Raw genomic sequence first — 25,806 nt, forward strand, 5'->3', positions numbered from 1 at the left:
ACGCTCAGCACTCCGGTCGTCACAGGTGACGGGACTCAGCCCGTGTAGTCGGTGGCATGGGTCGCGGTGCCGGTCGGCCAGAGATACCTGCCGTTGTCGGCTGTCGAATAGCTGGTGTTGTCATCTCCCGTACGGGCCTGGATGAGGTTGCGGCGCCAGGTGGAGCCGCGCGCCGAGCCGCCCCAGATGTTGCCGTACAGGAAGCCGTACAACTGCTCGAGCTCTGCCGAGAAGACGTTGTCGGTGACGGTGATGTTGGTGGCGTTGTTCACGACGCCTATGGAGACCGCATAGCCCCAGCCGGAGACGTAGTTGTTCGTGAACGAGATGTGGTCGTACACGCCGCTTCCCTGCAGGGCCAGGGCGTTGGTGTTCCCCACGGAGGCCAGGGTGTTGTGGTCGACGATCATGGGGCCGCCGTCGCCCTCGCTCTGCGGGCCGATGCCGTCGTGGTGGTAGACGTCATGCGAGGTGTCGGCCATGTCGTGGATGTAATTGTTCGTCCAGGTCGACGGGCGGCCCGGGAAGCCCGTCACCATGATCATGCCCGCGTTGCCCCAGATGTCATTGTGGTCCATGACGGCCACGGCTTCCTTCATCGTCGTGGCCAGCTGCCAGGACTTGTCGAAGGGCGTTCCGGGCTTGGTGGGGGACGAGGAGACGGTGCCGTCGTTGCCGGGAGGCATCGCGTAGGAGCTCGGCTTGAACGTCGAGTAGAGGAACTTGATGTTGTTGTCCGAGTAGATCTGGACGAGATTGTCGTTGGGGTTGGTGCCCTCGAACAGGCAGCCGACGAAGGTGAGATTGTCGCCGTAGATCAGTACCTTCAGGCTCAGGAACCGCTTGTACGAGATGACGCTGTTGTCGGGGAACCTGAGCGTCAACGGTTTGTCGGCGCTCATGCCCGACGTGTAGTCGGTGAGCTTCCCCGGGTACGCGCCCAGGCCCAGCCCGCCGGCGTTGGCCGGCGTGTTGGCATAGCCGGTGTTCGAGAAGTCCGGCCAGTAGCCGGAGCCGTCGTTGGGCCGGGCGTCGATGGCCCTGACGACCTCTTCCGACCCGCGGGTACGGAATTCGGCGCCGGTGACGACGCTCGTGGACAGGGCGGCGGCGAGGACCGCGAGGGCGACGGCGGCGGAGAAGGAACTGCGGGCGAGCGCACGGACGAGCGGTAAGCGGGGCCGGTCGTCCATTCCCTGGCGAGGAAAAGTCTTGATGTCGTCCTCCTGGAGGGTCGATACCCGCTCATGCCGTCCAGCGGCAGAGGCGGTGCTTCGGCACGAGGCAGTGGGCTCATTCCACCGTGACGTCGCTGGTCACGGCTTCGTTGGCGATCATCGTTCTTGATTCCAGCAGCAGGAAGACCCCTGGTGGAGAGGCCGTCGACCAAGATCGACGATCTCCGCCAGGGGCTGGGTGCTGTTTTACCGTGCCGCACCGCCGTTGTCATCCCGGTCCGTGAGCCGCCTGGCGGGAGATCATCGGGCGATGCCCCTCTGGCGCATGGCGTCCCTGGGGCAGTCGCCGTAGCCACCCCAACTGCCGGAGGCCCGGATGCCGGACGCGCTCTCGTCGGCCCCGCTGCTCACCGCTCCTCCGAAGGAGACGCACTTGCCGTTGGTTCGTGCTTTCACCGGGCCCGCGTAGAACTTGAAGGCTCCCTGGTCGGTGTATCTCGCGGGACCGAAGATGGTGTTGGTCTCCACGACGAGGGACGCCCTGGTCATGGTGGGCGTGCCGACGAAATCCGACTTGACGGTGACGGCGCAGTGCTCTCCGGTGCGGGCGTTGTAGAGCAGGTACGCGTAGCCCCGGATGGTGTTCGTGTGGTCGGTCACCGGTCGGGTGCCTGAGCTCACCCTGGCGAAGCCACCGCCGCACACCTGCTCGGGGGTGTACCCGATGGTCGCGGCGCCGGCGGGTGCGGGCAACGCGGCGATGGCGGCGGTGATCAGGGTCGCCGAGACGAGTCGCGGGAAGACGTTACCGTTCACGAAATCCTCCAGATCCAGTGGCGCGTTCTTCGCCGGATTGACGGCCGGTGGCCTGACGGAGCCCGGGGCGACGAGGCGGCCCGGGCGGTGATCACCGGCTTCTCGAAGGCTGACGGCGCCGGCGGTTGTCCGGAAGCAGCGGCGCGAAAGAGCCGAGGAAGTCCGGACAATGGGTTGTCCGCGGACAATGGGTTCTGTTGACTTGATCATCGGGCGAAAGGGGCGCAGGAGGAGGCCGCTGCGATGAACCGCAAGGTGGGCAGGCCGCAGGGCGGCCCTCGTGGCCGCACGCGGCAGGCCAACGAGCTGGCGGAGTTCCTGCTGACGCTCACGGCCGGGCTGACCGTCCGCGAGCTCGCCGCGCGCTACCACGTCGGGAAGACGCTCTGGGGCGAGTACCGTTCGGGCCAGAAGATCATCCCGTTGGACCTGCTGATGCGGCTGGTGCGGGACCACGCGCCGGACGAGCACACCAGTGACCTTCGCGCGGAGAGCGCCGCCCGGTTGCACGCGGCGGCCCTCGAAGGAGCACGCCAGGCACCGGCGCCAGTGGCTCCGCCGCCTGCGCCTGCGCCTGCGCCTGCGCCTGCACCCGGACCTGCGCCCGGACCTGCGCCTACGTTCGCTGAGCCGGCAGCCGCGCGGGAAGGGCCCGCCGCGAACCCCGACGAGGCGCCCGCGCGGAGACCCCGTCCACGCGCCCTGATTCTCGCCGGCGGTGCCGCCGCGATCGCGGTCCTCACCGTGCTCGCCCTGCTGCTCCGGCCGGGCCCCGCGGGCGGGGGCGACGTGTTCGCCGTGGGGCCGGGTGGCCATGGCGTCTTCCGATGGGACGGCTCGGACGCGAGCGGATGGACCAGGATCGGCGACGGCGCGAAGCGCCTCCACTCCGGACCCGCCGGTCTGTTCGCGATCGGACTGGACGACCGCCTCTACAAGTACGGTGGCCGCCCCGGCCTGTGGTCACGCATCAGTGAGCCGGTCAGTGACTTCGCGGTCAGCGGCGCACACGTCTACCGGATGCCCGCCGACCGTCACTCCGTCGACGTGTGGAACGGGCAGGGCATGTCGTGGACCGAGATCGGCGGCCCGGCGGTGCGGTTGTACGGCGGTGCGTTGGGGCTGTTCGCGACGAGCCCGGAGGACGGCTGGATCTTCCGGTACTCCGGCCGCCCCGCGGACTGGAAGCCCGTCGGCTCGGCCGGAGCCTCGTTCGCGCTCACCGACAGCGATCTGTACGGTCTCACCCCGGACCACTCCGTGGTCAACCGCTGGCTCGCCGACGACCAGCCGCACCCATGGCCGCCCTGGGTCTACGCGGCAGGTCCGGCGGCGGAGCTGTACGGGGGTCCCGCCGGGCTCTTCGCCACGGACCCGTCGCACGAGCGGCTGCGCGTCCTCGCGGGGCCGGCGACCCGTGTCACCGGCCAGACCTGGCAGGACATCGGCGCGGCGGGCGCGGAGGTGGCGGTCGGCCGGGAGGCGGTGTACGTCCTGACCGGAGATCGCTCACAGATCCTCCGCTGGTCCCGCGACTCCGGCACCTGGCAGCGTGTCGGCGGCCCCGCCCAGACGTTGACAGCGGGATGATCCCGCCCCGCGATCATCGCTACGCTGCGGCAATGTCACTCACTCATCGATCATCCGGCGCGACGGCGCTCGCGGTGGTCGCCGCGCTCGCCACAACCACCCCCGCGACCGCCCGGGCGCACGAAGCGCCCACGGCCACCGCGGATCGAGTCTTACGGGTCTACAGCGACAACATCGAGAACCTGGTGAGGAACAACGCCGACGGCTCGTGCACCCGGATCTCAGGCCCGGACCACCTCACGTCGATGCTGGTCGACGACCACGGTGCGACGGGCACCTCCGGCGTACGGGCTCCCGATCTCCTCATCGTGCAGCAGGTGCGTGGCACCGGACAGGCCACGGCCTACGCCGACCAGCTCTCGGCCAAGTTCGGCTACCCGGCCGGCACGTACAGGGCGCACGTCGCCTGGGACGACCCCGAGGAGTGGGGCGGCTCCCACCAGTGCAGTGATCAGGCGCTCGGCGACCTGAAGAAGAGGCAGACCAACGGGATCATCTACAACACCAGGACGCTGAGCCTGGCCGCGGGCGACATCTCGAAATACTGGAGCGCGGGCTGGCTGAAGCCTGGAACAGCGTACGACGGCGGGGCGGGGTGCACGCTGTACAAGCCGCCGGACAACGACGACGGCGCCACCAACGCCTACAAGTGGAAGCGCACGAGCGCCATCGCGGCGAGGTTCACGATCAGGGAAACGGGGACCACGGTGTTCGCCGCCACCATGCACCTCCCCGAACAGAACGGAGCGAATGCCTGCGCGGGTCCGGGCGACCCGGGCATCGCGAAGTCCGGCATCCGTGTCGGCACGGACGCCACGAGCCTGATGAACGCGTCGACGATCCGCGTGATCGGAATCGACGCGAATCGCGCGAACATCGCCTCCACCACACTCGGAGGCTTCGGCATGACCGGCTATGGGGCGAAAGCGACCATGGGTTCCAGAAAGATCGACTACCTGTTCGTCAAAGGCGCCGTGCAGCCGTCGAGCATCGATCACACGGTGAGCAGCACGAAGTCGAACCATTTGGCGCTGTACGGATTCATCACGTTCTGACTCCACAGGGGTCGCCCTCGGGTCAGGCGCGCACCTCCGCCTCGGTGCGCGCCTGCTGTGACCGGGTACGGCCGGGTGGCCTGGTCAGGCCGGCGGGGACACCGCCTGGGCCGCCGCCCGCGCGATGCGCGCCTTGACGTCGCGGAAGTGCAGCCGCATCGCTTCCCGGGCGGCCTCGGCGTCCCGGGCGCGAAGCGCCGCCACGATCCGGCGGTGGTTGCCGACGATCTCCGCCGTCCGCTCCTCCGGCGGGCCGAGCGTCGGCTCGACCTCGTGGTAGACGTCCCAGAACAGGCCGATCAGCTGCAGCACCAGCTCGTTGCCGCACGACTCGTACAGCAGCGCGTGGAATGCCCGGTCGGCTTCCCGGTCCCGGTCCATGCCGTTGACCAGGGCGGCCAACGCGGCGAGCCGGGTGGCGCTGGTGCTCCGGGCCACCTGGCCGATCAGCCCCGTCTCGAGCAACTCGCGGACCTCGACGAGATCGTGCAGCGCGCCGATACCGCCACCCGGCCCCGAACGCACCTGGAAGGCGAGCGAGGGGGTGAGGACGTCGAGCGAGGCGTGCCCGACGAACGTCCCATGTCCGTGCCGGATCTCCACGATGCCCAAGGCCCGCAGGGCCCGCACGGCCTCGCGGACGCTGTTGCGGCTCGCCCCGAGCAGCTCCATCAGCTGCACTTCGGTCGGCATCGGTGACCCGGGGGCCAGTCCGCGCTCGTGGATCAGGGCGACGATGCGCTCCTGAAGCGACGCGCCGTCACGCGTACGCATGCTGCCCCCAGATTCGTCGAAAGACTCTGTGTCGAACATCCCACCTCTCGGTCCCGGAAGGGCGGGCGAGGCAGAGAATTCTACGCCGACGCCACGGACGGCCACCGGACGGACATGACTTGGTCACTATACGGTCAAGACATAGGATGTCCCATGTGTACGGAACACTTTGCGGGGCGTCGTGGAGAGATTGACGCCGGGGACGCTCGGCGGCACCTGGGGTACGGCCCTGCTGCCCGTCCGGGACGACGACTCGATCGACTGGGCCCGCCTTGAGGCGGAACTGGACGTGCTCGTCGCCGTGGGGCTCGACGGCCTGTACGCGCACGGTACCGCCGGCGAGTTCCACGCGCTCGCCGAGGACGAGTACGACCGCGTCAACGCGCTGCTGGCCGAGCGGTGCGAACGGCACCGGCTGCCGTTCCAGATCGGCGCCGGCCACATGAGCGCGCAGACCGGCCTGGCCCGGGTGGCCCGCGCACGGGAGCTCCGGCCCGGTGCGATCCAGGTGACGCTGCCGGACTGGGTGCCGCTCTCGCGCGGCGAGGTGGTGCGCTTCCTGGCCCGCGTCGCGGCCGCCGCCGACCCGGTGCCGCTCGTGCTGTACAACCCGCCGCACGCCAAGACGCAGGTGCCGGCCGAGCTGTATCCGGTGATCCGCCGCGAGGTTCCCGCGGTCATCGGGATCAAGGTGGCCGGCGGTGACGCGCGGTGGTACGCGGAGATGGAGCGCCACGCGGCCGGCCTCGCCGTCTTCGTCGCCGGCCACGACCTGGCGACCGGACGGCGGCACGGTGCCGCCGGCTCCTACTCGAACATCGCCGCCCTCAGCCCGGCCGGCGCCATGGCATGGCAGAGGATGATGGTCGCGCGACCCGATGCCGCGCTCGACGTGGAGCGACGGATCCACGAGTTCTTCGCCGCGCACGTCCAGCCGCTCCAGCGCAGCGGGTACGCCAACCCCGCGCTGGACAAGTTCCTGGCCCACCTCGGCGGCTGGGCCGACATCGGCACCCGGGTCCGGTGGCCGTACGACTCGGTCGCCGCCTCGCTCGCCGTACGGCTCAGGCCACTGGCCCGGGCGCACCTGCCCGAGCTCTTCCCAGGGGCGTAGCGGGTTCCTCCGGTTCATGACCGGCATCCGGATGCCGGTCAGGGCGCGGCGACGGCGCCCACCGGGGCCCGGTGAGCGCCATCGCCAAGCGGTTCGTGTCGCTTAACCGACGTGGTCGAACGGCAGGCGCAGCCCGAGCTGACCGCCGATCGGGAGGTTCGCCCGTCGGATCAGGTCCAGCTCGGTGCCGGTGAGGGCGCGCCGGTAGACGCGGACCTCGTCCAGCGTCCCGCGGAAGCGGTCCACACCGTCCAGCCGCTGTCCGACGTGGATTCCCTCGATCCCGAACTCCTTGCCCAGGGTCAGCGAACCGGCCGGCGCCGCCGCCGCCGAGACCTGTACGCCGTCCACCAGGAGCCGGAGCTCGCCCTGCGCCCGCTGGAGCGCCACGAAGTGCCACTGCCCGTCGTTGTACGCGCTCGGCGACTGCACGGTCACGTTGAACCGGTCGACAGAGAGGACCGCCCGGATGCGGTTGCTGGCCGGTTCGGCCCGCAGCCACAGCGCCGGCGGGTTGGTGCCCCGGTTCACCCGGTGGAACCAGAGGATCGTGTGCGCGCCGGTCTTCTCCGAGTACCGGATCCAGGAGGTCAGCGTGAAGTCCTTCGCGCCGAGGTCGACGGAGTCGTTGAACGGCACCTCCACCCGGTCGTCCACCCGGTCCAGGGCCAGCCCGTTGCCGAACCGCCCCTCGGTGGGCTGCGCACCGCCGCGGACGTACGCCGTGTTGCGGTTCGGCGACTTGTCCGGCGTCGTCGGACCGGGCGCCGGGGGCCCCGGGATGCCGGGCGGGGTGCCGTTGGGCGTCTCCAGATACGCCTCGTTGAACCGCGCGAACCGGATCTGCTCGTACGGTGTGACGGTGCCGGCCTCGTACATCAGGGCCGCCTCGTCGCCGTCCAGGCGCACCATGTCCGAGTACGCCGACGGCCCCCAGTAGAAGACCTTGCCCTCGTTCCAGGTCTCGAAGCTGCGCCCCTCGTCGTAGGACGAGCGGATCCCCATCGCCTCCCGGGCGCTCGGGTGCATCGGCGCGGAGAAGAGGATGCGCTTGTCGCCGAAGCGCAGCAGCGACGCCTGGATGTCGGTCGTCGCCAGGGCCGGCATGGTGCGGAACGGCTCGTCCCACGTCTGGCCGCCGTCGCTGCTGGTCGCGTACGCCCGGCTGCCCTCGTCGGTCCCGCGCTCGCGGGCCGAGGCGTAGATCCGCCCGTCGGTGAGCTCGATGACGGTGACCTCCTGGGCGATGACCGTGCCGTCGTCGCGGGACGTCTCGGCGCCGATGTTCCAGGTCACGCCGCTGTCGTCGCTGTAGAGCAGGTGCGTGCCGTAGACGTGCTTGCCGACCCGGTCCCAGCTCTCGAAACTCGCCCCGACGACCAGCCGCCCGGCGTGCGGGCCGAGCTTGAGCTGGATGCCGTGCATCGGGCCGGTGGCGTACCAGAAGTTCCACTCCGGACGCTTGCCCTCGGTCATCTCCCTGGCGGCCGACCAGGTCGCCCCGTGGTCGTCACTGAACTGCACCCACGGGTCGCGGTCACAGCCGTTCGGGCACGGCTCCCCGCCGTTGTGGGTGCTCACCAGCACGATCCGCCCGCTGCGCTCGTCGACGATCGGCACCGGGTTGCCGTGGGTCGTGCCGTTGCCCTCCGAGACCACCTGCAGGGGTCCCCAGGTCCGCCCGCCGTCGGCGGAACGGCGCAGCACGAGGTCGATGTCCTCGTCGTCGCCGCAGTCCTTCACCCGTCCCTCGGCGAACGCCAGGAGCATGCCGTTCGTGGCCCGCACCACGGCGGGGATCCGGAAGCAGCCGTATCCGAAGTCGCCCTGCTTGTAGAGCACCTGCTCGTCCACGAACGGTGCGGTGTCGCCGGTCGTGGCGGCCTCGGAGGTCGTGGCGCCCTCGAAGGTCCGCGCCGGCGCCGCGGTCGCCGGCGCGCCGAACGCGCTGACGAGTAAGCCGGCGAGCACCATCGCGGCGCCCGCCCGGCGGCGCCAGGAGCTCCCGGTGCGGCCCCCCGGGAGATAACTGTCGTGCATGTCCTCGCCCTTCCTGGAAGGAGAAAGTGATGAGGAGACGTCCTACGTCCCACGTCGGATGTTAAACAGGGTGTGAACCTGGAATGTCGGTAGCGGACGGATATGTTGCTGACTTGTTACGGCGTGTCCGCTTCCACGGCATTGCCCTGGTCCTCCCGGCACGCGCCGGGCTCCTGGAAGCCCCGTCCCTCCGCGCGGACGGCAGCGCGGCGGCCTCTGCCGCGTCGAAACGCGGCCGCGATGGCTCTGAGCTGGGCTTCGACGGGGTCCGCCCCTGGCGGGACGTTCGGGGTGCGGAGAGCGGGTGAAGGCAGGCCGGGGCTGATCGAGCCGTTGGGGGTGCAGCCGGCACACTGCGGTCGGGCGATCACGGTCGGCGGGGTGCGCGCGCTGCGGGAGCTGGGTTCGTCCAGCGTGGTGGTGGAGGTGTGCTGCGAGAGGTCCAACGTCGGGGGAGTGGCCGCCTACTGGTCGGCCGGCATGAAGCCGCTGTCCGAGAGGCGGGATCTGTACCGTTCAGCCAGTACGAGCACGCCAGGAGCTCCCATGAGCGATACCGGAGAACAACCGCGAACAAGGAAGCCGGCATCGGGCAATAAGCGCCGACCTCTTTCGAGAAAGGCGCCGGATGCATGACCCCTCTTCATACCCCGCCACACGGCTGGCCGCGGAGCCGGACGACGCGTCGGTCATCGCGAACTCGCGGCACGAGCCGGAGTGGTTCTCGTTGATCTTCGATCGGTACTTCACCGCGATCCACCGCTACGCCGCCGCCCGGCTCGGGCCCGGCGCCGCCGACGACGTGGCCGCGGAGACATTCCTGGCCGCGTTCGATCAGCGCGACCGCTACGACCTGACCCGACCGGAGGCCAGGGCCTGGCTGTACGGCATCGCCACCAACCTCATCGGCCGTCATCGCCGCGGCGAGCTCCGCCTCTACCGGGCCCTCAGCCGCTCGGCCGCCCGCGACCACGTCGAGGGCCACGCCGAGCGGGTCACCGACCGGGTGACCGCCGAGCAGCTCAGCCCCCGGCTGGCACGCGGCCTGGAGAGCCTGTCCCTGGGTGACCGAGACGCCCTGATGCTGGTGGCCTGTGCCGACCTCAGCTATGCGGAGGTGGCCTTCGCCCTGGGCATCCCGATCGGCACTGTCGGCTCCCGGGTGAACCGGGCCAGGGCCAAGCTACGCAGGACACTGGGTCATGCGGCGAAGGGGGTCTGAATCATGGACGAACTGCAGGAGCTGCGCCGCTATCACGACGCGCTGCCCGGAGCCGCTCCGGAGTCCATCGGCGCGGCCCGGTCCCGCCTGGCCGGTCACATACACGGGAACTGGCGTCCGCGGGCACGTCGCATCCGTCCGGTGTGGGGGCTGAGCCTGACCGGGGCGGCTGCCGCCGCGCTGCTCGCCGTGGCCATGACGGTCGTCCCGGGCGTCACTCGGGAAGCTCCGGACGTCCCCCGGGACGAGGGCGTCGAGGTTCCCCATGCGCGGCCCTCCGCCGCCGTCACCGAGCTGCGGCTGCGCCCGGTGGCCAGCGCCCGGGACCTGGCCGGCAACGCGGCGGTGCTGGCCTCCGACGAGCCCGAATGGAGTGCCGGGCCCACACAATGGGGCTACGTGAAGAGTCTGCGCGCCCAGACGCGGGTGGACGGCAGGGAATGGCTGCGCGGCGAGCCCGCGGTGACGAACACCCGCGAGCAGTGGCGGCAGCTCGACGACAAGGCCTTCGCCACCGTCGAGAAGGGCAAGCTGAAGATCTTCAAGGGTTCGGAGTTCGAGGTGACCTACCCCTACCTGCTCGCCCTGCCGACCGACGCCGATCAGTTGCTGGCGCGAATCTACGAGACCATCGACGCGGAGAACGCCAGGAATCGCGCCTCCGTCCTGCGCTCCACCCAGGAACGGGCGGAGAGCAGGGGTAAGACCCCCGAGGAGGCGAAGCGGCTGGCCGAGAAATCAGTGCCTCCCCTCACCCGCGTACAGCGCGACAGATGGGCGTTCCAGCTGATCGCGATGGGCATGGGGGACGCGGCCCTTCCCCCCAGGCTCCGCGCCGCCATGTACGGCGCCATGGCCGAGATCCCGGGCGTCCGATACGAAGCCAAGTCGTCCGATCTGCTCAAACGCCGGGGCATCACCCTGTACCACGTCCTGGACGGCTACCTGCGCGACGAGATCTTCATCGATCCGAAGACCTACGAGTACCTGGGCTACCGCACCATCGTGGTCAAGGACCACAAGGACGGACCCTTCGGCACCATGAAGAAGGGCGAGATCCACAACTGGGACGCCCTGATCAAGGCCGCTGTCGTCGATGAGGCGGGGCAACGGCCCCGCTGACGTCGGAACCCGTTCCGCATTGCTCGTGGTCGCCGTTCGAGGAAGATGGGAGACGCCGCTCAAGCTCTTGGCAGGGAGGGAACCCGGGTGGGCCGACGGCAGAAGCCACTGGACGGCTCGACCGAAGCCGAGCGTTTCGCCCTGCGGTTACGCGAGGTGCGGGCCAGCAGAGGCTTCACGATCCGGCGATTAGCCGACAAGGCTGGATATGCGGCCAGCACGCTGTCCAAGGCCGAGTCGGGCGATCAGGTGCCCTCCTGGGAGGTGACCGAGGCATTCGTCCAGGCGTGCGGTGAAGATCCGGCCACCTGGCGGTCGAGCTGGCTCACGGCCGACGCCTCCACCGCCCGCGCGCAGGAGCCCCCGGCCTTGGAGGCGACGGGACTCACCGCCCCCTCAGGTGAGTCCGTCCCTCCAGCGCGGCCGCCCGGAAGCGGCCGACGGCCGTACGCGCTCCTCGGCCTGGTCGTCGTCCTCTTCGGGATCGCCGGTGCCGTGATCTGGTTGCGGATTCCGGCGGCGCAGGTGACATCCTCCGTCCGGACCCCGCCCACCAGGACCGGCCAGTGGCGGGAAGTGGCAGAGGCGCTTCCCCCCGACCCTGCCCGCCCCGGCGACGGCATGGACCCGATCCGCGCCGAGTGCGGTTCGCCCAAGGTCGCCGCGACGGTGATCACTCTGGACGAGGTGTCCGTCCGTCTGCCGCGGGGCGCGGAGTTCGGCCGCCTGCGCCTGCGTCATCAGCCTTCATGCCGGGCCAGCTGGGGCCTCGTCCTCGGTCCGCACGGCCCGGACCGGGTCGTGCACATCGCCGTCTACCGCTCCGCCGACCGTGTGTTCGCGCCCAGCTCCTTCGGCGGCCAGAGTCCCAGCAGCTACGGGAACATGCTCCTGACCACCCCGGGCTGCGTGTACGCCGAGGCGTACGTGCACACCCCACAGGGCGACGGCCCCATCGCCGTGACGCGCTGCGCGTAGGACGTCAGCAGGGGCCGTGGCCGGCGAGGTCGCCCACCCGGGTACGCCGGGATCCGGGCACCATGTCGGTGTAGGCGTGGTCGTAGCCGGGTGGTACGCGGAAGGTGTGGACGTAGGAGCCGTCGCAGGTCTGAACGTAGAACCAGGTCCCCGCGCCGGCTCCGGTGATCCGTGCCCACGAGGCGTCGCACGAGGGGCTGTAACGACGCTCCAGCACCCCGAGCCTGGTGGAGAGCCGGTAGTTGGTGCGGGCGTCGCTGTCGCATCCCAGATCGATCGGGTCCAGCCCGTCACACCGCGTGCCGCTGCATCCTCTGCGCACGTCCCCGGAACGGACGTCCCCGCGTCCGCTGCCGGGGTCGTCCTGCGCGTGGACCGCGGACGCGGGGAGAAGAAGGCCGGCGGCCAGCGTGACGGCGGCAAGGGCTCGGTACATGCTGCTTCCTCCTGGAGGTGGGACGAACGTGACCTCGACGTTTCACCGTTCACCCCAGGCGAGGAAGGACGTCCGAACAATCGTGGACAATCGAACATCCGCCGACCTCACGCTGTCGCGCCCGCCGGAAACGGGTACCTTCCCGGAGAGGACGTCCAGCGCGAGGGAGGCCCCGCCGATGACCGAGGTTCCACCGCCGCGCGGCGAACGGTCGGTCGAGCTCCACGGCGACAACCACGGGATCATCACGACCGGCGACCACGTGAACATCACGCAGCTGGTGACGCGGATCGAGGCGGTGCGTCCGGTCGAAGGCGTCGCAGTGCCGCGGGGCTTGGGCAACGTGCCCGCCGTCCCGCGCACGTTCGTCGGACGCGAGGAGGACCTTGAGGTCCTCCACGAAAGGCTGATCGAGGACAGGCCGGTGGTGGTGCGGGCACTGCACGGGATGGGCGGCGTCGGAAAGTCGACGTTAGCGGCGCGGTACGCGCGGCAGTACCGCGACCACTACGAGATGGTCTGGTGGATCGTGTCCGACACCGAGGAGACGGTGTCGGCGGGTCTCGCCGACCTGGCTGTCGCGCTCCAGCCCGAGCTCGGAGGGCTGCCCGCGCAGGCGCTCACGCTCCGGGCGAAGGCCTGGCTGGCCTGCCATTCCGGCTGGCTGCTGATCTGCGACAACGCCCCGGGCCCCGGCGTGCTGGGCGATCTCGCCACGGCCGCCGACGGACGGATGATCATCACGAGCCGGTTGGCGCACGGCTGGCACACCCTCGGCGCCGACACCGTCCAGCTGGACGTCCTGGACGAGGCGGCCTCGCTCGAACTGCTCCTCTCCTTCGCCCCGCCCGGCCAAGCCGACGCCTGGCCGGGCGCGGCGGACCTCGCCGCCCACCTCGGCGGGCTTCCGCTGGCGATCGAGCAGGCGGGCGCCTACCTCCAGGAGACCGATCTCACTCCCGAGGCATACCTGAGGCTCCTGCGCGACCAGCCGGCCCGCCTCCACGACAGCACGGCCGAAGGCTCCGCCGGACGCGCGACGATCGCCCAGGTCTGGAAGACGACCCTCGACACGATCGGAGTACGCTCCCCGCTTCCCGGCGACCTCCTCGCCATCCTGGCGTGGCTCGGCCCGGAACCCGTCCCGCGGACCGTCTTCCGGGCCCTGGCCGAGCCCAAGCCGGTCTACCGCCGGCGTCGTCTGTGGGAACGCCGCGACCGCAGCGGCTGGAGCACGACGCGGGCGCTGTGCGACTCCCTCGACGTGGAGGAGGCTCTCGGCCTCCTCGGCGCCTACAACATGGTCAGCCTGACCTCCGAGTCCGTGACCGTGCACCGGCTCATCCAGGAGGTCACCCGGACGGCGGAGGGGGAGACGCCCGGCATCGCGAGGGACCGCGCGGCGATCCTGCTCGAGCTCGCCTTCCCCGCGAACCCGAGTCTCCCTGCGGCCTGGACGGAGATCCGCGCGCTGCTCCCGCACATCACCGCGCTGGCGTCCAGGACCCCGAAGGAGGCCGACGGCCTGGCCCTGACCTTCCTCCTGTGGCACACGTCCGTATTCCTCGGTGAGCAGGGTGACGTCCTGCGGGCCGTCGCCCTCCTGGACCGCTCGCTGGAGTCGGCCCGGCGGCTCTACGGCGCCGTCCATCCGGTCACGCTGTACATCCGCGACGCCCTCGGTGTGGCCTGCCAGGACGCGGGGGAGCTGGGTGACGCCATCGCGCTGCTCAAGGCGAATCTCGCCGACCGCAGGGCCCGGCACGGCCGCAACGACCCTCTCACCTTCGAGAGCCGCCGTCACCTCGCGCATGCCTACCAGGCGGCGGACGACCACGCCAACGCTACGCGCCTGTTCGAGCAGCTCCTGGCCGACAGGGAACGGCTGCTCGGGCCCCACGACCCGCTCACGCTCCAGAGCCGCCACGATCTCGCCAACGCTCACTACCGCGCGGGCGACGAGGCGATGTCGATCCCCCTCTTCGAGGAGGCCCTCGCCGCGTGCGAAGCCGTCCTCGGCCCGGCGCACGGCCATACCCTGGCGGTCCGCAACAACCTCGCGCTCGCCTGCGCGGCGAACGGCGAGGAGGAACGCGCGACCGCACTGCTGCGGAGGAACCTGGACGAGCGCGAACGGGAGCTCGGCGGCGACCACCCGGACACCCTCCTCGCCCGCTTCAACCTGGCGGACGTCCACGCGCGGACCGGGGACGAGGACGGCGCGCTCGCCATGCTGGAAGCCGTCGTGGAGGACGGCGACAGGGTCCTCGACGGCCTGCACCCCGACAGGCTCGCCAACCGCGAGGGACTCGCGGACGCCTACCTGGCGGCCAAGAACTACACGAAGGCCATCCCGTTGCTGGAGGAGCTGCTGGAAGACCGGGAACGCGCGCTGGGCCCCGACCACCCGACCACGCTGAACACCAGGTGCGAACTCGCCGGAGCCTACGCGCTGACCGGTGGGCTCGACCGCGCCCTGCCGATGTTCGAGGAGGTCCTGGCCGCCCGGGAGCGAGTGCAGGGTGACGACCATCCCAGGACCTTGGACGCTCGCCGAGACCTGGCGCTCGCCTTCGAACAGGCGGAACAACCCTATCGCGCCATCCCCCTCTTCAAGCGCGTCCTCGCGGACAGCTCCAAACTGTTCGGCCGAGACCACCCCGGCACGTTGGACGCCCGCCAAGATCTCGCGAGCGCGTATCAATCCGTCGATGACCTGAAACGTGCCGTTCCTCTGTACGTGGAGGCCGCGGAGGGCTTCGCGAGGCTTCTTGGCGAGGACGATCCGAAGACCTTCGGAGCCCGACGCGACCTGGGGTTCGCCTATGAGCAGGTCGGAGATCACGTACGTGCGCTTCGGCAGTTCGAGAGAGCCCTTCCCGGCCATGAGCTGGTACTGGGCCCGGATCACGTCCTGACCCGGGCCGTCCGCGACTCCCTGCGCTTCGTCGCCGAGAACCTCGACTGGCTCGGTGACGAGGACTAGACGGAACGACCGATGCGCAAAGGGCGGGATGGCCGGTAACGCCTTCGCTACTTCAGTCCCGTTCGCGCCGCTTCGGGAGCAGGCTGGAGGCATGCCGAAGACGTCACCGAGGGCGGAGCGCGCGCCGGGTTCGCGGATGTGGCGGGTCGTGGCGATCGCCGGGGTCGCCGTGCTGGCGATCTGCCTGGCGGCGGCACTGCTGTGGTTCTTCGCCGATCCGCTGCACCTGCCCGACCAGGTGTTGGAGGTGCTGGATCAGCGGGCCAGCGTGGTCGGCATGTTCACCGGCATGGCGATGGGCGCGGCCGGGCTGGTAGTGGCGGCGGTGGCGTTGCGGGCGCAGCTGCGCGCCGGGCAGAACCCGCCGGCGGCCGGGCAGAGCACGGCGCCTGCGGTGCCGGCCGCCGGCGGGCGGGCGGTCGCCCTCGACGGCGACAACTTCGGCATCATCTCGACCGGGGACGGCGCGCGGAACGTGCAGATGCGAGGGCAGGCCTCCGGGCAGGGGCGGGTGGACCAGGCGAGCGGCGACCATATCCTCGACGAGGTCGTCGACCATCGGCGCACGTACGGCGGCGATCACATCGAGTTCCACCACAGCACCTTCCCCGGCCAGGTCGTCGGTAAGCAGGTGACAGGCTCCGAGCCTGCCGCGCCGGACCAGGATCACGACGGGGATGACGATAGGCGGCGCTGAGGGCGACCACATCGACTTCCACGACAACGTCTTCCATGACAAGGTCGTCGGCGCCGAATATCACCAGCACGAGCATCACCATTACCCGCCCAAGCCGGAGCCTGGCCAGATCGTCGAGGGGGACATCCCGCAGCGCTCGCCCGGCTTCCAGGAACGCCCTCAGCTGATGGAACGGCTCGCTGAGTTGCTCGGCGAACCCGGTACCGGCGGGCGGGAGGCGCGTGGCGGCGGGGCGGCGGTGATCTGCGCGCTGGCCGGCACGCCCGGGGTGGGCAAGACGCTGCTGGCCGCCTGCTATGCCTGGGCCTGCCAGGCGGCGCGGATCACCACCGGCACGATCGAGATGGTCGTGGCGGCCAGGAGGATCTGCTGCTGCGGCGTCTCGGCCGAGGTGAACGCGGTCAGGCCGCGCTGGATCGGCATGAGGGAGTTGTCCTCGAACAGGACGAGCGCCATGAGGTACTCGTTCCACGCGCCCAGCCCCTGGATGACCGCCACGGCGGCGAGGCCGGGCCGGGCCAGCGGGAGGATGCTCCGACCAGCTCGACAGCGAACCCTTGGGCGTGTTCGCCAGCGGGTCGGACACCATCGTCCTGTCAGCGGGGGAGGAGCCGCTGGCCGAGTTGGACGGCCGCTACCTGTCCACGGAAGTCGCCACCGGCTTCACCGGGCGGGTCATCGGCATGCACGCCACCGAGCACTCGGCCGCCTTCGACTGGTTCACCTACCAACCCGTGCAGCCCTGAGCAGAGGGCGGCGCGACCTTCATCAACGGCCAACTCGTCGAGCGTCCAGAAGGGGCCGCGGCATGAACGACAAGCCCACCACCGGAACACTGCACCACGTCGAGATATGGGTGCCTGACCTCCAGCGCGCCGGCGTCAGCTGGCAGTGGCTGCTGCAGGCGCTCGGCTACACCCTCTTCCAGGACTGGAGCGATGGGCGCAGCTGGCGGCTGGGGGCCACCTATCTGGTCCTGGAGCAGTCACCCGCGCTCAGCGCCGACCGGCACGACCGTTGCCGTCCTGGATTGAACCACCTGGCCTTCCACGTGGAAAGCCGCGCCCTGGTCGACGCTCTGGCCGAGCAGGCGCCCGCACATGGTTGGACCCTGATGTTCCCCGATCGCCACCCGCACGCCGGTGGCGAACAGCATTACGCCGCCTATCTGGAGGACATGGACGGGTTCGAGGTCGAGCTCGTCGCCACCGACATGACAGACCAGTCCTGAGAATCCTGCTGCAACCGACCACAACTCTTGACGATTGCTCCACGAGATCGCGATGCCAACGCGAGATCGTCGCGGGTGTGACTACGGAGCCGGCTCGGCCTCGTCAGCTCCTCGGCTTGACCCAGTATCAGGTCCGCAGGTGGACGCCCTGGCACCGGCACGTCACCACCGTCATGCCGGCCCCGGCCTTTCTCGCCGTCACCCAGGCAGCCTTGCCAACAGACACCGACGAGCCCTGCGACCAGGGAAAAGACCAGCAGGAGTACCCCGAACCGCCACCGCCGCCGTGGCGAGTCTGCACGTCACGGTCTCCCTCGGCTCTGGTCAGGCAGCGCCCGCACGACGCGTAACAGACTCGTCACTCGACTGACCATGGTGACGATCAGTGATGTCCCGTAAGCATTGAGTCTCCCGAAGAGTGGAGGCGGATGTGGCCAGTGAGTTCCGGCGTAGAAAGGTCGGCGGAGTCTTTCGTGCGATGGATGTGGACGGCGACGGCCGACTGACCCAGGCCGACTTCCAGGCGCTCGCCCACCGCTGGACGGCCGTCGCGGGGTCCGTCGACCCAGAGCGACTGGCCTCCATCATGACCGGTTGGTGGCTCGTGCTCCGGGCCGCCTCCGGCCCTGGCGGCGGCGACGCTGTCTCCCTCGACGAGGTGCTTCGCGTCGTGGAAGGACTCGGTGACATGGCCGACGCGGTCTCCGGCACTGCCGACGTGATGTTCGAGGCCATCGACCTCAATGGCGACGGCCTCATCTCCTGTTCGGAATACGGCGCGCTCATCGAGACGTGGAACGGGGCGCCCACAGCAACCGATGAGATCTTCCCGCGCCTCGATCTGGACGGCGACGGCCACCTCACCCGCGACGAGTTCCGCATCCACTGGACGGAGTTCTGGGCCGGCGACAACCCGGATGCTCCCGGAACCTACGTATTCGGCGCGCTGGTGGAATAGCGGCAAGCCACTGGGTGGCTGCTGCGTAACTCCACCACCCTCACCCTGACGAGCAACAACACCTGGACGTTGTGCGGGCTCTGCGGCCTACCGGGGCAGACCGGCGCGTGCGACAGCCGAGGCCAGGGCCCGGTTGACCGCCGCAGCGTAACGGTAGAACGCCGTGGTGCGGTTGGCCGGGTTCTCGATCCAGGATCGGGCCAGCCTTCCGTCTTTGAAGAACTGCTCGCGTTGGCCTTGGGACAGTTCGAGCTGGACGCCCCGGTTCCTGAGGTTTCTGTTGGCGATGTTGCGCGGGCTGTCTCCGCCGATCTCTTCGGGGACCGAGTCAGTGACCGTGAAGCCGGCGGCGCGGAGCTCGGCAGTGATCGTTTTGATCAACACGGTGTCGCGGCCTCCCACGTATGTGGTCGCCTTGGCGCCGGACGCGCCGTGCCAGGAGACGGTGTAGCTGCTCTGAGCGACCAGCCTCACCGCACTCGGCTCGTCGAAGCGGGTGGAGGTGAGATGCAGGTCGGAGTTGCCGGCGGGCTTGATGCCCTCGAAGGAGTAGAAGGCGTGGTCGCCCGCCTTCGCCGCGTAGTCCGCGAGCTGAGTGGTGGGGGCTTCGATGGCGCCGCCGTGGATGGCGATGTGCGCCACCTTCGCTCCGCGAGTGGACCGCTGGGCGATCCGGTAGTCCTTGCCCTTCACCTCGTGCGCCGCGAGCTCGGCGTAGCTGCCGTACTTGTCAGCCGCCTGCGCCGGTACCGCGCTGCCGACCAAGCCGGCCACGACTCCGAAGACGAGTAGGGCTCTCTTCACCGAATGCTCCCGACGTGATCTTGGACATTGCGGGCGAGAGCCTAGCAAGTGTCGGCGTACGGAGCCATGTGCAGAGGCAGGTATCTACGGCCGCCCGCAAGTCTCGGCAGGCGCGGAGTCAACGACGCGGATTCTGGCCGTGCATCGCTTTCGTGACGAGGTCACGGGTGGTCGCTGACGAGATCTCTGGTTCGACGATCAACGGCTCGGCAGAGTCGCTCGCGCCCGCCGATCTCTCCGTCACGCGGCTCAAGCCGTACCCCGACGCGGACGGTGGCATCGCCGAGATCGCGGCGTGGTCGCGCCGGATCGCCGAGGCCGGCGCCCGCAACGGCGGGCCGCTGATCTGGGCGCCAACGCGCTCTACTCCCCGGCCAATTGCCCGATGCTGGCCGGGCTCATGCAAGCCGCTCTGAACCGTGCCGAGCTGCCCGTTCCGAACACGCCGGAGGAGGCCGCCCTCCAGAACACCGCCGCGCACGCCGGTGCCACGCCGAACTCGATCGCCCGGCACGAGCGGCAGGTCAAGCGCAACCTGGCCGTCTACCCGCTGACCGCGGGCATGCCGGTCAACCTCGGGCCGTGCGACTGGCCATTCAAGCGCGCGGAGCGAGCCACGCGGATCAGCTCGCGCGGCCCGGCCAATGTCCTGCTGATCCAGAATCGGCGCGATCCGTCCACGCCCTACAGCGGGGCGCTGAAGATGCGCGAGGCGATGATGACCGACAAGTTCGCAACGGACATCGTGCTCGAAGCGGCTGAACTTTTCTCACATCCGTCATATCCAACCCTGATGTGAACAAGATCCAGAAACTTGCCGCCCTGTCCGTGCTCCCTGTCGCCGCAGCTCTCCTGGCACTCCCCGCGCAAGCGGCGGAGCGCCCGAGCTGTCCCGTCCCCAGCAAGGCGGAGGCGAAGCGGTCGTTTGATGCCAAGTCCGACAAGCCGCCGAGGGGTGCCACCGCCATCAAGGGACTGCACGTCAACCACCTGCCGAACGGCTTCACGTACGGACAGGTCGTCGTCAACAAGCACGACGGCATCACCGAGTACGGCTACCAATGGACCGACGACCGCGACGACGTGGACATCCGGCACCGGTCGCTGTGGGTCAGGGTGGTGTGCTGGCCGAAGGCCGGCTCACTGGCACAGCTCAGGAACGCGCCGTTCGACACGGGGACGTTCTCCGGAAACACCAGGACCGTGAAGATCGGCGACCGTCAGGTGCTCACCCAGAAGGGCGACGGCGCGCTGGGCCACGGCCGGTACGCCGGCTGGGTCGAGCGGAAGGGCGTCGTCGTCACCGTGATGGCCAGCCAGCCTCTCGTACCCGAGCTGACGAAGATCATCAAGGGCATCGAGCTCTGAACCGGCCGACCCCGCCTCCACGCGTTGCCGCGACGCGCCGCCCAGCAGGGAGTCCTGGGCCCCTCATCGGCCTGGGAGTGTCCGGACGTACGAGGAGTCGCGACCTCACGAGGCCTCATGCGCGACTGCGGGCGCAGCGCGCGCTCCGTCGTCAGCCCGGGACAGACGCGGGAACTGCTGACGGCGGTCACCTACGTCGGGCGTTCGCGGTCCGATGCTGCGTAACTCCCGCCCCTTACGCCGCGTGCTGGCTGCCTACGAGACCCACTTCAACGAACACGCCCGCATCGCCCCTTGCGGCAGGAGGGCTGGCGTCCCCTTAAGGCGGACACGGGTGACGGCGTGGCGGTCGAGCTCCAGGACCTCGATCTGCCAGTCGTCGCCCGTGACCGTTTCCTCTTGCTGCGATCACGGTATCGGGTCGTATCTCACAGCCGCGGTAACGGGCACCGGGGTCCGAAGGATTCCTCAACGTGGGTTTCTATGTGCGTACCAGCCTCAGGGCTGGACCGTTCCGTTTCACCCTCAGCCAGGCCGGGATGGGGGTCTCGGCCGGAATCCCGGGTCTTCGAGTGGGGATGAGCCCCCGCGGCAACGTCGTGCGCATGGGACGCGGAGGGATCTCGTACCGCACCGTCGCGCCCGACCGTGACGTGGTCATGCACGATGTCGTCAGCCTGGTCCCGGCCCAGCCGAGTGACGTCGTCCAGCAGTTGCAGAAGGCCGCCGAACGCCGGCCGTACTGGCCGTTCGCCCTGGCCGCCCTGCTCGTCGCGGGGCTGGTGACAGGACGCTTCGGCCTGGTCATCGTCGCCGTCGGTCTGCCTTGCGTGATGTGGGTGGCGTTGCGCGATCGGGCGGCTCGCGCGGTGGTCGTCATGTACGACGTGACCGACGAGGCCGCTTGGCGCTTCGATCACCTCGTCAGCTCGATCACCGGCCTCCAACAGGCCCACGGGTTCTGGCTGATCACCGCATCCGGCGCGATCACCAGCACTCACCAGTTCAAGGTGAACGCCGGCGCCTCCAGGCTGCTGCGCAGGCTGAATGCCTCGGCCCGGTTGGCGGGACCGCGGATCCTGGTCACCAACGTCGCCGTCCCGACCCTGACCGCAGGCAGCCTGTCGGTGCACTTCCTCCCCGACCGGGTCCTGATCCGTGACGGCCGCCATGTCGCCGACCTCGCCTATCAGCACCTCCACGTCGGCGTGGAACACGCCCGCTTCATCGAAGAAGGCCCGGTGCCACGCGACGGCACGGTCGTGGACTCCACCTGGCGCTACGTCAACGTCAAGGGCGGCCCCGACCGCCGTTTCAAGAACAACGCCCGCCTGCCCATCCTGGTGTACGGCAGACTCATCCTCCGCAGCCACAGCGGTCTCAACCTCATCTGGGATGCCTCTCAGGTCCCGCTGGTCCACGCTGTGGCGAACGCCCTCCACCAGTCCATCGCCGCTCGCCCATCTGTGATCCACCTCTGAGGAGCCCCACCGAGCCCCGGGCGCACCGGGGAGCGCCCCGCTGTGGCCGTGTGGGCGGTCGAGCAACTGACCGAGTTCCTCCCGCCGCTCCGACAACGCCGTCGCGGACGGGTGGTTGCAGTACTCCGGCAGGCCCGGCGCCGCCTCGATGCCGCGGGTGCCCAGGTTCACCGCCATCATCGGTACTTCATCGTGGCTCTGGGCGTCTTGAAGCCGTCGTCACGTGTCCTCCTCGTCGGGACGACAAAGCTGCGTGGGCAGCGCCGGCCGTATGCAGGACGTCGATTCATCCAGGGTGGTCGAGGTAGGCAATTGTCCGGAGCGGCGGGTTAAGGTCACCGAGGACGCGCAAGAGGGCGTCGACCACCATCGGGATGAGGCCGGCTTCTCGTTGATCAAGGAAAAGGTGGGGGATCAGTGCTCGTGCGCCGTGCTGGTCGATGGTCGCTGTGAGCGCCGGCGTCCCTGCGACTCGGACAGCCGAATGGGCGGGCCACAGCGTGGACGTCCTTCTCAGGAGCTACGCCAAGTGCATCGTCGGCCAGGAGGAGATGCCGAGCGCCGCCTCGCCGATGCGCCCAACGACGTGGAAGGCGCCCATGATCCGGCGCATGCGCGGAAGCGTGGGAAAGCAGTGGGTAGCGAGGCCGCTACTCGTCGATCCAGCCGAGCTCAACTGCCCACCCGTGCGTCATGGCTTCGGCCGCGGGCAGCGTGAGGAACGAAACGGCATACAGAACAACGAGGAGCCCGAGCGGAACGGCCCAAGCGCGAGGACGAGTTTCCGACGGACCGGCCCCGTCCTGTCCAGGGTCGGCAGGGCGATACCGACGGAGCCGCGTCTCCGGGAGTCGACGGTCGGCAGGTCTCAGTGCCCACGACGCGAGGGCGCACATCCCGAACATCAGCGGCACCCCCCACGTCTGAAGACCGTCGCCGACTATCAGATGCGACGCCACGGCACTCGACCACAGGAAGATGGCGCCCGCGTATGCCCATTCCTTGATCAGTGGGAGCCTGGGTGAGATGATCGCGATGGCCGCACCGGCCTGCCACACGCCTAGGACATAGGCGAAGAAGCGCGGGTACCCCAGGTGGCGCAGCTGGGCCTCCACCCATTCGATCGGCACAAGGTTCCAGACCGATCCAGCGGTCAACTCGGCGACGATGACCAACGTGGTGGCCCAAAAGGCGATGGGGCGGACCCGGCTCCAGTTCCAGCCGCTTCGTGCGACGGTGGCCGACTTTTCGTCCGTCGCGTGCTGGAACGTTCTGGTCGTTTGATTTTTCATCTCAGGCTCCTCGTCAAATCGATCTGGCATGTTCACGAGATTCTTCTTGCGTTGTGAGCGGCTTCGGTTCGAAGCCGCAGGTGGCGGTGGATTCCGCAATGGAGCGGTCGGCCGGGGCCGAGGGCCGCTAAACGCGGCTTGTCGTTCGCGGGCCGCCCTTGAGCCAGAAACTGGAACCCGGCTTGCGGGCCTCGCGGCGGATCCTCGACACCCCGAGTTCGCGGGTCGCCTCCTTGATCGCCGCAGCCATGCGCCCAGTGATGTGGAGATTCACCGCGGTGTCGTCTTTGCGGGAGAGCTGTCGTATGCCGGCGCGCCGGCCGAGGCTGACGCCCGACCCCGTGAAGGCCTGGTTGATCACCGCAGGTTCGGTTCCCGCGATGCGGCTCAGGACGGTTTCGGCGGCCTGTGCCCCGAGCGGTTGTGCGGCCTGGCAGCTCATCCGCAGCGCCGGCCCGATGGTGCGGCGGCGTCGCAGCCCACTCGCGGTCGCCAGTACTGCGGATGCGCGCCGACGTCGACATCACGCTGGTCAATCCCCGCCCGGATTATGGTTGGCCGAGACCGTTCCGGCGTAGCCGCCACCGATGACGACGACCTTGCTGGGTGTGTGGTATCCGGGCGTGGACATGGCGAGGCCTTTCCTTCTCAACTTCAGCGGTTCTTGAGGCTTTGCGACCTGGCGGAGTCGGGCTTCCATCACGAAATGGCCGCCACAGGGGCGATCACGTGTTCCGCCGCGGGTTCTCGACGACGATCCGCATATCTGCCGGGGGTAGCTTCCTGCGCGCTGGATGGTGTCTCGCCAGTCCGACAACACAGCACCGCGGAATGTGAGGCGACGCGCCAACCTCACAGTTCACCGCGCTGTCTTGTCGAATCAGTGAGAGCAGACCTGAAACCCCGGGAGTCAGTGCACGATGGCCAGGACACCATGACCACCCCATCCGAGCCGAGAGGCGGCCGGCGCGATCCGGGCCTGGCCGCGATCACGAGCGAGCGGCGTCAGCTGATCAATCTCGCGTACCGGCTCCTCGGTTCCCTGGCCGACGCCGAGGATGTCGTCCAAGAGGCCTCCGCCCGCTGGTGCGCCATGTCCCGGCAGCAGCAGGACGCCATCGCATCTCCCGGCGCCTGGCTGACCACGGTCGTCGGCCGTCTCTGTCTCAACTTGCTCTCCTCGGCACGGGCCCGGCGCGAGACCTATGTGGGCGAATGGATCCCCGAGCCGCTACCCGAACCCAGGGAGTGGATCACCGGGCGGCCGGATGGCATCACCGCCGACCCGGCCGATCGGGTCACCCTGGACGAGTCGGTCAACATGGCCTTCCTCGTCGTGCTGGAGTCGATGACCCCGGCCGAGCGCGTCGCGTTCGTCCTGCACGATGTCTTCCGGTATTCCTTCGCCGAAGTGGCCGAGATCGTCGGCCGTACCCCGGCGGCCTGCCGTCAGCTGGCCTCCTCGGCCCGCCGTCGCATCCGTGCCGCGCAGGCGCCTGCGACTCCGGCGGCCCGGCAGGCCCGGATCGTCAGGGACTTCAAGCAGGCGTGGGAGGCCATGGACATCGACGCCCTCATCGCCCTGCTCGACCCCGACGCCACGGCGATCGCCGACGGCGGCGGCGTCGTCGGCGCCGTACTCCGCCCGGTCGAAGGCGTTGAGCAGATCGTGCGTGCACTGCTCAATCTCGATGGCAGGCTCCGTGACCTGACGTTCCTGGAGCGTACGGTCAACGGCCGGCCCGGCCTGATCGCCCAGCAAGACGGCGTCACCGTGTCGGTGTACGCGTTCGACATCGCAGGCGACCGGATCAAGCACATCTGGGCCGTACGCAACCCCGACAAGATCCGGCCGTGGACGGTAGGACCGCGGCACTAGGAACGGCGAGTCGCCCCCAGACGATGGAAGATGGTCTTAAGAGCCTGTACGGAGTTCGGATCTTTCGGCTGGCCGGAGGCTTCGGATCCATAAGACGGCTCCGCGTAGATGCAGGCCAGCCAGATAGCTGTCGGGTGTCTTGTCGAACCGGAAGGCCAGCCCACGCCACTCCTTCATCCGGTTGATGCAGCGTTCTGCTGTGTTGCGCTGCTTGTAGAGATCGGGATCATGGCTGACCGGCCGGCCACCGGCAGATCCACGCCTTTTGCGGTTGGCCGCCTGGTCGGCCTTCTCCGGGATGACCGCCTTGATCCGGCGCCGACGCAGGTAGGCGCGGTTGCCACGGGAGGAGTAGGCCTTATCGGCGGCCACCGCACCCGGCCGGGTGCGCGGACGGCCGATCGGCAGCCGGACCTTGATGCGCTCCAGCACCGGGCGGAACTGCGGACTGTCTCCGGCCTGGCCGGCAGTCAGGACGAAAGACAGCGGACGGCATGCCGTCGAAGATCCGGGATCGGGCCTCGCTCACCCAGCGGTAAGTGGGGCTCGATCAAGGACCATTCTTCGTCGGTGAGGTCTCCGCGCGCCATGTTCGATGGCCTACCAGGACCGCTGGCCGTATTGCAGGAATTCCCTCTGATCTCAACTCCGTACAGGCCCTAGGGCCTGTTTTGTGGATCTCATAAGAGCCATAGCAGCAGGCAGGCGATGGTGACACCTGCCTGGTAGTGAACGGCGAGCTTGTCGTAGCGGGTGGCGATGCCTCTGAACTGTTTGAGCCGGTT

Annotated in this window: 25 protein-coding genes and 2 pseudogenes; 16 read left to right on the forward strand and 11 right to left on the reverse strand. The window is 69.2% G+C overall.

The window, feature by feature from the left end; all coding sequences use genetic code 11:
• Positions 1 to 35: 35 nt before the first annotated feature.
• Both MTP10_RS30880 and MTP10_RS30885 read right to left on the reverse strand, forming a co-directional pair.
• Positions 36 to 1,193 (reverse strand): hypothetical protein, encoded by a 1,158-nt coding sequence (locus MTP10_RS30880; protein ID WP_310713634.1) that lies wholly within the window; start codon positions 1,191 to 1,193, stop codon positions 36 to 38.
• A gap of 285 nt (positions 1,194 to 1,478) precedes the next feature.
• Positions 1,479 to 1,994, reverse strand: a complete 516-nt coding sequence (locus MTP10_RS30885; protein ID WP_310713636.1) for a hypothetical protein — start codon at positions 1,992 to 1,994, stop codon at positions 1,479 to 1,481.
• A 243-nt stretch (positions 1,995 to 2,237) separates the two neighbouring features.
• Between MTP10_RS30885 and MTP10_RS30890 the strand changes: the two genes are divergently transcribed.
• Together MTP10_RS30890 and MTP10_RS30895 are read left to right on the forward strand one after the other, a co-directional pair.
• Complete coding sequence (locus MTP10_RS30890) at positions 2,238 to 3,584, forward strand: hypothetical protein (RefSeq protein WP_310713638.1); 1,347 nt, start codon at positions 2,238 to 2,240, stop codon at positions 3,582 to 3,584.
• Complete coding sequence (locus tag MTP10_RS30895; protein ID WP_310713639.1) at positions 3,581 to 4,639, forward strand: hypothetical protein; 1,059 nt, start codon at positions 3,581 to 3,583, stop codon at positions 4,637 to 4,639. Before MTP10_RS30890 ends, MTP10_RS30895 begins: the two co-directional genes overlap by 4 nt.
• An 84-nt stretch (positions 4,640 to 4,723) precedes the next feature.
• Here the strand turns inward: MTP10_RS30895 and MTP10_RS30900 are convergent, their stop codons facing one another.
• Entirely contained in the window at positions 4,724 to 5,413 is a 690-nt protein-coding gene (locus MTP10_RS30900; protein ID WP_310713640.1) for an FCD domain-containing protein, read from the reverse strand.
• Positions 5,414 to 5,594: 181 nt separating this feature from the next.
• On the opposite strand from MTP10_RS30900, the gene MTP10_RS30905 reads away from it, so the two are divergent.
• Positions 5,595 to 6,527 (forward strand): dihydrodipicolinate synthase family protein, encoded by a 933-nt coding sequence (locus MTP10_RS30905; RefSeq protein ID WP_310713641.1) that lies wholly within the window; start codon positions 5,595 to 5,597, stop codon positions 6,525 to 6,527.
• Between the two features lie 102 nt (positions 6,528 to 6,629).
• Here the strand turns inward: MTP10_RS30905 and MTP10_RS30910 are convergent, their stop codons facing one another.
• Positions 6,630 to 8,567, reverse strand: a complete 1,938-nt coding sequence (locus MTP10_RS30910) for a sialidase family protein (protein ID WP_310713643.1) — start codon at positions 8,565 to 8,567, stop codon at positions 6,630 to 6,632.
• A 628-nt stretch (positions 8,568 to 9,195) separates the two neighbouring features.
• Here MTP10_RS30910 and MTP10_RS30915 point away from each other — a divergent pair.
• The 3 genes from MTP10_RS30915 (at position 9,196) to MTP10_RS30925 (ending at position 11,889) form a co-directional block, all read left to right on the forward strand.
• On the forward strand, positions 9,196 to 9,789 hold the full coding sequence (locus MTP10_RS30915) for an RNA polymerase sigma factor (RefSeq protein ID WP_310713644.1): 594 nt from the start codon (positions 9,196 to 9,198) through the stop codon (positions 9,787 to 9,789).
• 3 nt (positions 9,790 to 9,792) lie between these two features.
• Positions 9,793 to 10,911 carry a hypothetical protein gene (locus MTP10_RS30920; RefSeq protein WP_310713646.1) on the forward strand — a complete coding sequence of 373 codons (1,119 nt, stop codon included), beginning with the start codon at positions 9,793 to 9,795 and terminating at the stop codon, positions 10,909 to 10,911.
• An 87-nt stretch (positions 10,912 to 10,998) separates the two neighbouring features.
• Positions 10,999 to 11,889: a helix-turn-helix transcriptional regulator gene (locus tag MTP10_RS30925; protein ID WP_310713647.1), complete on the forward strand. Its 891-nt coding sequence runs from the start codon at positions 10,999 to 11,001 to the stop codon at positions 11,887 to 11,889.
• A gap of 4 nt (positions 11,890 to 11,893) precedes the next feature.
• On the opposite strand, the gene MTP10_RS30930 is transcribed toward MTP10_RS30925, so the two are convergent.
• On the reverse strand, positions 11,894 to 12,325 hold the full coding sequence (locus MTP10_RS30930) for a DUF2690 domain-containing protein (protein WP_310713649.1): 432 nt from the start codon (positions 12,323 to 12,325) through the stop codon (positions 11,894 to 11,896).
• A gap of 178 nt (positions 12,326 to 12,503) precedes the next feature.
• Between MTP10_RS30930 and MTP10_RS30935 the strand changes: the two genes are divergently transcribed.
• Both MTP10_RS30935 and MTP10_RS30940 read left to right on the forward strand, forming a co-directional pair.
• Positions 12,504 to 15,311, forward strand: coding sequence for a tetratricopeptide repeat protein (locus MTP10_RS30935; RefSeq protein WP_310713651.1), 2,808 nt, complete (start codon positions 12,504 to 12,506; stop codon positions 15,309 to 15,311).
• 91 nt (positions 15,312 to 15,402) lie between these two features.
• Positions 15,403 to 16,008 (forward strand): hypothetical protein, encoded by a 606-nt coding sequence (locus MTP10_RS30940; protein WP_310713653.1) that lies wholly within the window; start codon positions 15,403 to 15,405, stop codon positions 16,006 to 16,008.
• 294 nt (positions 16,009 to 16,302) lie between these two features.
• Here MTP10_RS30940 and MTP10_RS30945 read toward each other — a convergent pair whose 3' ends face one another.
• Complete coding sequence (locus tag MTP10_RS30945) at positions 16,303 to 16,506, reverse strand: hypothetical protein (protein WP_310713655.1); 204 nt, start codon at positions 16,504 to 16,506, stop codon at positions 16,303 to 16,305.
• Positions 16,507 to 16,571: 65 nt separating this feature from the next.
• Here MTP10_RS30945 and MTP10_RS30950 point away from each other — a divergent pair, with 65 nt between their 5' ends.
• The 3 genes from MTP10_RS30950 to MTP10_RS30960 all read left to right on the forward strand — a co-directional run bounded on the left by MTP10_RS30950 (position 16,572) and on the right by MTP10_RS30960 (position 18,197).
• Positions 16,572 to 16,754, forward strand: a complete 183-nt coding sequence (locus MTP10_RS30950) for a hypothetical protein (protein ID WP_310713678.1) — start codon at positions 16,572 to 16,574, stop codon at positions 16,752 to 16,754.
• 62 nt (positions 16,755 to 16,816) lie between these two features.
• Positions 16,817 to 17,239 carry a VOC family protein gene (locus MTP10_RS30955; RefSeq protein ID WP_310713657.1) on the forward strand — a complete coding sequence of 141 codons (423 nt, stop codon included), beginning with the start codon at positions 16,817 to 16,819 and terminating at the stop codon, positions 17,237 to 17,239.
• A 430-nt stretch (positions 17,240 to 17,669) separates the two neighbouring features.
• A complete protein-coding gene (locus tag MTP10_RS30960) occupies positions 17,670 to 18,197 on the forward strand; it encodes an EF-hand domain-containing protein (protein WP_310713659.1) in 528 nt (175 codons plus the stop codon).
• Between the two features lie 87 nt (positions 18,198 to 18,284).
• Here MTP10_RS30960 and MTP10_RS30965 read toward each other — a convergent pair whose 3' ends face one another.
• Positions 18,285 to 18,971 carry a poly-gamma-glutamate hydrolase family protein gene (locus MTP10_RS30965; protein ID WP_310713661.1) on the reverse strand — a complete coding sequence of 229 codons (687 nt, stop codon included), beginning with the start codon at positions 18,969 to 18,971 and terminating at the stop codon, positions 18,285 to 18,287.
• A 197-nt stretch (positions 18,972 to 19,168) separates the two neighbouring features.
• On the opposite strand from MTP10_RS30965, the gene MTP10_RS30970 reads away from it, so the two are divergent.
• The 4 genes from MTP10_RS30970 to MTP10_RS30985 all read left to right on the forward strand — a co-directional run bounded on the left by MTP10_RS30970 (position 19,169) and on the right by MTP10_RS30985 (position 21,850).
• Positions 19,169 to 19,417: a hypothetical protein gene (locus tag MTP10_RS30970; RefSeq protein WP_310713663.1), complete on the forward strand. Its 249-nt coding sequence runs from the start codon at positions 19,169 to 19,171 to the stop codon at positions 19,415 to 19,417.
• On the forward strand, positions 19,387 to 19,800 hold the full coding sequence (locus tag MTP10_RS30975; protein ID WP_310713665.1) for an alpha/beta hydrolase: 414 nt from the start codon (positions 19,387 to 19,389) through the stop codon (positions 19,798 to 19,800). Before MTP10_RS30970 ends, MTP10_RS30975 begins: the two co-directional genes overlap by 31 nt.
• Positions 19,797 to 20,369: a hypothetical protein gene (locus MTP10_RS30980; RefSeq protein ID WP_310713667.1), complete on the forward strand. Its 573-nt coding sequence runs from the start codon at positions 19,797 to 19,799 to the stop codon at positions 20,367 to 20,369. Before MTP10_RS30975 ends, MTP10_RS30980 begins: the two co-directional genes overlap by 4 nt.
• Before the next feature lie 485 nt (positions 20,370 to 20,854).
• Entirely contained in the window at positions 20,855 to 21,850 is a 996-nt protein-coding gene (locus MTP10_RS30985; RefSeq protein ID WP_310713680.1) for a DUF4236 domain-containing protein, read from the forward strand.
• Between the two features lie 650 nt (positions 21,851 to 22,500).
• Here the strand turns inward: MTP10_RS30985 and MTP10_RS30990 are convergent.
• Together MTP10_RS30990 and MTP10_RS30995 are read right to left on the reverse strand one after the other, a co-directional pair.
• Positions 22,501 to 23,172, reverse strand: a complete 672-nt coding sequence (locus MTP10_RS30990; protein WP_310713682.1) for a DoxX family protein — start codon at positions 23,170 to 23,172, stop codon at positions 22,501 to 22,503.
• Positions 23,173 to 23,269: 97 nt separating this feature from the next.
• A complete protein-coding gene (locus MTP10_RS30995) occupies positions 23,270 to 23,584 on the reverse strand; it encodes a hypothetical protein (protein ID WP_310713670.1) in 315 nt (104 codons plus the stop codon).
• A gap of 492 nt (positions 23,585 to 24,076) precedes the next feature.
• On the opposite strand from MTP10_RS30995, the gene sigJ reads away from it, so the two are divergent.
• Positions 24,077 to 25,021 carry an RNA polymerase sigma factor SigJ gene (gene sigJ, locus MTP10_RS31000; RefSeq protein WP_310713671.1) on the forward strand — a complete coding sequence of 315 codons (945 nt, stop codon included), beginning with the start codon at positions 24,077 to 24,079 and terminating at the stop codon, positions 25,019 to 25,021.
• Positions 25,022 to 25,057: 36 nt separating this feature from the next.
• On the opposite strand, the pseudogene MTP10_RS31005 reads toward sigJ, so the two are convergent.
• A pseudogene (locus tag MTP10_RS31005) lies at positions 25,058 to 25,516 on the reverse strand (transposase); the annotation flags it as partial.
• A 185-nt stretch (positions 25,517 to 25,701) separates the two neighbouring features.
• Positions 25,702 to 25,806: pseudogene (locus MTP10_RS31010) on the reverse strand (IS5/IS1182 family transposase); the annotation flags it as partial.

The sequence above is a fragment of the Nonomuraea sp. 3-1Str genome (assembly GCF_031570565.1).
Taxonomy (GTDB): domain Bacteria; phylum Actinomycetota; class Actinomycetes; order Streptosporangiales; family Streptosporangiaceae; genus Nonomuraea.